This is a genomic window from Actinoallomurus sp. NPDC050550, assembly GCF_040655075.1.
Taxonomy (GTDB): domain Bacteria; phylum Actinomycetota; class Actinomycetes; order Streptosporangiales; family Streptosporangiaceae; genus Actinoallomurus.
In genome coordinates this window covers 1-5,042 of sequence record NZ_JBFAJC010000127.1, presented here as the reverse complement: position 1 = coordinate 5,042, position 5,042 = coordinate 1, and the positions used below count along the sequence as shown (strand labels likewise).

Below are 5,042 nucleotides of genomic sequence, written 5' to 3'. Positions count from 1 at the left end.
GCGGCGGCTCATGTGGCGGGGGTGTTGTCGTTGGCCGATGCCGCTCGCTTGGTGGGGGTGCGGGGCGGGTTGATGCAGGCCCTGCCCACCGACGGGGCGATGCTCTCCGTACGGGCGTCCGAGGCCGAGGCTCTCCCGGTGCTGGCCGGCTGCGAAGATCGCGTCGCCCTCGCCGCCGTCAACGGCCCCGACTCGGTCGTGGTCTCCGGGGAGAAGGACGCCGTACGACAGGTCGCCGACCATTTCCGGGGTCTCGGACGCAAGGTCAAGCCGATGGCGGTGAGCCACGCGTTCCACTCTCCCCTGATGGAGCCGATGCTGGAGGAGTTCCGCCGGACCGTCGCCGCGCTGACGTACACCGAACCCGAGATCCCGATGGCGTCCACCGTCACCGGCCGGCTCGCCGAACCCGGCGAGCTTCGCGACCCGGATCACTGGGTCGACCAGGTCCGTGCGACCGTGCGGTTCGCCGACACGGTTGCCGCGCTCCACGCCGACGGCGTCACCACCTTCGCCGAGATCGGTCCGGACGCGGTGCTGACCGTGATGGGCCCCGATTGTCTTCCGCCGGGCGCCACGGCGCGGTTCCTGCCCACCGTCCGTGCCGGCCGGCCGGAGGCGCGGTCCGTCCTGGAGTTCCTGGCCCATGCCCACACCCGTGGCGCCGCGGTCGAATGGGCGTCCTTCTTCGCGGCGGATCCGGTGCGGCAGGTGGAGCTGCCGACGTACGCCTTCCAGCATCGGCGGCACTGGCCCGAGCGGGCCGCCCGCGGCGACCTCGGCACTGCGGGCCTGACCGCCGTACGCCATCCGATCCTCGGCGCCTCGGTCGCCCTGCCTGAAGGACTCGTCCTGACGGGCAGGATCGATCTGGACGGTCATCCGTGGCTCGCCGACCACGTCATCGACGGCACGGTGGTGGTTCCCGGCGTCGTCCTGGTCGACCTGGTCCTCACCCTGATGTCCCGGACGGAATGCGACCTCATCGAGGAGCTGACCCTCCAGGCGCCCCTGCTGCTCGGCCCTGGAGAGGCGGTACAGGTGCGCGTCACCGCCGCCGAGCCGGACGAGGACGGCCGCCGGCGGATCACCGTCCACTCCCGGCGCGAAGGCGACGGCCCGGACGACGCGCCGGACGAATGGGTCACCCACGCCGCCGGTGTCCTCGCAATCGGCGCGCCCGTCCCCGAGTTCGGGCGGGAGCCCTGGCCGCCCGCCGGGGCGGAGCCGCTGCCCATGACCGAGGTGTACCGCGACTTCGCCGCGATCGGGCTGGAGTACGGCCCGGCGTTCCAAGGATTACGGGCCGCCTGGCGGCTGGGCGACGTGATCTACGCGGAGGCCGCTCCACCGGTCGAGCTCGACGTGGAGGGGTTCTCGGTCCATCCCGCGCTGCTGGACGCCGCGTTCCAGGGGGACTTCCTCGTGGCCGCCCAGGAGAGCGCGGAGATGCTGTTCGCGGTCAGCAGCGTCGCCCTGTACTCCACACGGCCTTCGGCCCTGCGAGTCCGGATCAGCCTCACGGGGAGCGGGACACGGCTCGACATCGCCGACGCGACGGGTGCCCCCGTGGCCTCAGTCGCGTCGTTCCTGTCCCGCCCGGCCTCCGAGGATGTCCGGCTCGGCGGCGCGGCCGACCTGGCGCTGTGCGGCGTCGACTGGGTGCCCGCCGAGAACGGCCCGCGGTCCGGCGGCACCTCGGGAGCCTGGGCCGTGGTCGGCGACGCGCCCCCACCCGGTCTGACGGAGATCCGTCGCCTTCCCGCCGTCTCCGACTTTCTCGACGCCGCCGTACGACCCGAGGCGGGGATCGCGGCACTGTTCGGCACCGGCGGCGAGGATCCGGCGGCCGAGGCCCTCGCGCTCACGTGCCGGGCGCTGGCCCTCGTCAGGGAATGGGTGACGGAGCCGCGGCTCGCCGAGACCCCGCTCGTGGTGTTGACCCGGGCCGGCGACCCCACGGCGACCGCACTCGCGGACGCCGCGGTGCGCGGTCTCGTACGCTCGGCGCAGGCCGAGCATCCCGAGCGGATCAAGCTGGTCGCCGTACCGGCCGATGAGCCGTGGCTCCCGGCCCTGCCCGCCGCCGTCGCCGCGGACGAACCCGAAGTCGCCATCCGCGACGGCCGGATCGTCGTGCCCCGCCTGCGCCGGCTGCCGGCGTCCGCCGGGAACGCCATCCCGTCGTGGGATCCCTCCGGGACGGTACTGATCACCGGCGGCACCGGAGGGCTGGGCGCCGCGGTGGCCCGGCATCTGGTCACCGCCCACGGGGCCCGACACCTGCTACTGGCCGGCCGGCGCGGACCGGACGCCCCCGGCGTCGAGGAGCTCCACGCGGAACTCACCGGCCTCGGTGCCTCCGTCGACGTCCAGGCCTGTGACGTCGGCGACCGCGCCGCCCTCGCCGCACTCCTCTCCGGGATCCCCGCTGAGCATCCGCTGGCCGCCGTCGTGCACGCGGCGGGTGTCGTCGACGACGCCCTGGTGGAGACGCTGACCGGCGACCGGGTCGAGACCGTCTTCCGCGCCAAGGCGGACGCCGCGTGGCACCTGCACGAGCTGACCAAGGACCTGGATCTCTCCGGGTTCGTGCTGTTCTCCTCGATCGCCGGGGTGCTCGGCAGCGCCGGACAGGGCAACTACGCGGCGGCCAACGCGTTCCTCGACGCGCTGGCGGACCATCGGGCAGCGAGCGGTCTGCCCGCGCGGTCGGTGGCCTGGGGGCCATGGGAGATCGGCATGGCCGGCCGGTTGTCACCGGCCGAGCAGCGGCGGCTCGCGGCCTCCGCGACGCCGGCGCTGCCCACCGCCACGGGACTGACGCTGTTCGACATGGCCCGCGCGGTCGCGCCGCCCGCCGTGGTGGCCACGCGGTGGACCCGGGCGCCGTACAACGACGTCCCGCCGCCGCTCCGCGCGCTCGTCCGGCCCGGTGTCCCGAGACCGGCGGCCGCCCGGCGCCCGGCGCCCGGCGATGTGTCACCGTTGCGGGACCTGGCCGGGCACGCGGAGGCCGACCGCCTGGAGATCCTCCGCGGACTCGTGCGGTCGGAGGCGGCCGCGGCACTCGGGCTGGGCGGTCCCGCCGACGTCGACCCTGACCGGGCGTTCAAAGAGCTCGGCTTCGACTCGCTGATCTCATTGGACCTGCGCAACCGCCTCAACGAGATCAGCGGGATCAGGCTGCCCGCGACCGTGGCGTTCGACCATCCGACCGTCGATCTGCTCGCCCGATTCCTGGACACGGCCCTCATCGAGGCCGGAACGGCGGACGGGCCACCGCTGTCGGCGACCACCGTGCTCACCGAACTCGACCGGATCGGCCGCGCTCTCGGTGCGATGAACCTCGCCACAGGCGAGCGGACCCGGGTGTCCGAACGTTTGGAGGCACTGTCCGCGCTGGTGTCGGCCGCCGAGACGGACGACGACGAGGTGTCGGAGCAGATCCTGTCGGCCACCGACGACGAGATGTTCGCCCTCATCGACAACGAACTCGGCTCCTCATGACCCGGCGAGGCTCACGCGCCAGAGGAGAACGGCACGCCCGGGAACACCGGCACACCCCACCGTCCGCCCGTCCATCCGCAGGAGGTGTGAACGATGACAGCCAATGAGGAGAGGCTTCGCGAGTACCTGAAGCGCGTCACACTCGACCTCCACAAGACGCGAAAGCGCCTCAAGGAGCTCGAGTCGGGCGGCGCCGAGCCGATCGCGATCGTCGGAATGGCCTGCCGTTATCCGGGTGGGGTCGCGTCGCCGGCGGATCTGTGGGAGACGGTGATCTCCGGCCGCGACGTCGTGTCCGGGTTCCCGGACGACCGGGGCTGGGACCTGGACGCCCTCTACGATCCCGATCGCGGCCGACCGGGCACCACGTACGCCCGCGAAGGAGGGTTCCTCGACCGTCCCGCCGACTTCGACGCTGACTTCTTCGGGATCAGCCCCCGTGAGGCGCTGACCATCGATCCGCAGCAGCGGCTCCTCCTGGAGGTCTCGTGGGAGTCCCTGGAGTCCGCCGCGATCGATCCGGCGACTCTGCGGGGGAGCCGCACCGCCGTGTACATGGGGGTGGTGCACAGCGACTACGGCGCGCGCCTCCTGGGCGCGTCCGGCCGTGACTACGGCGCGGTCCCGGAGAGCCTGGCCGGCTTCGAGGGCTACCTGGGCGGCAACAGCAGCGGCAGCATCGCCTCCGGGCGTATCGCTTACGCGTTCGGTCTCGAGGGCGCGGCGGTGACGGTGGATACGGCGTGTTCGTCGTCGTTGGTGGCGATTCATCTGGCGGGTCAGGCGCTGCGGGCGGGGGAGTGTGACCTTGCGCTGGCGGGCGGGGTGACCGTCATGGCCACCCCGGAGATGTTCATCTCCTTCAGCCGCCAGGGAGGGCTCTCCCCCGACGGCCGTTGCCGGGCCTTCGCGGCCTCCGCCAACGGCACCGGCTGGTCGGAGGGCGTCGGTGTGCTGTTGTTGGAGCGGTTGTCGGATGCGCGGCGTAATGGTCGTCGGGTGTTGGGGGTGGTGCGGGGTTCGGCGGTGAATCAGGACGGTGCGAGTAATGGGTTGACGGCGCCGAATGGTCCGTCGCAGGAGCGGGTGATTGGTGCGGCGTTGGCGAGTGCGGGGTTGGGTCCTGGTGATGTGGATGTGGTGGAGGCGCACGGTACTGGTACGACTTTGGGTGATCCGATTGAGGCGAACGCGTTGCTGGCCACCTATGGGCGGGGTCGTCCGGGTGGTCGTCCCTTGTTGCTGGGATCGGTGAAGTCGAACATCGGGCACACTCAGGCGGCTGCTGGTGTGGCGGGTGTGATCAAGATGGTGTTGGCGATGCGGTGTGGTGTGGTGCCGGCGTCGTTGCACATTGATGAGCCGTCGCGGCATGTGGATTGGTCGTCGGGTGCGGTGGAGTTGGTGACGGAGGCGGTGGAGTGGCCGGGCACGGATCGTCCTCGCCGTGCGGGGGTGTCGTCGTTCGGGGTGTCGGGGACCAACGCCCACGTCATCGTCGAGGCCCCGGACGCGGAGGACGGGTGGCCCGC

Annotated in this window: 2 protein-coding genes; both read left to right on the top strand. The window is 72.3% G+C overall.

Annotated features, from left to right (window positions below):
* The first annotated feature begins 12 nt into the window (after positions 1 to 12).
* Positions 13 to 3,510 carry an SDR family NAD(P)-dependent oxidoreductase gene (locus tag AB0I04_RS54860; RefSeq protein ID WP_360904934.1) on the top strand — a complete coding sequence of 1,166 codons (3,498 nt, stop codon included), beginning with the start codon at positions 13 to 15 and terminating at the stop codon, positions 3,508 to 3,510.
* A gap of 93 nt (positions 3,511 to 3,603) precedes the next feature.
* A partial coding sequence (locus AB0I04_RS54855; RefSeq protein ID WP_360904931.1) for a beta-ketoacyl synthase N-terminal-like domain-containing protein occupies positions 3,604 to 5,042 on the top strand: 1,439 nt, incomplete at its 3' end.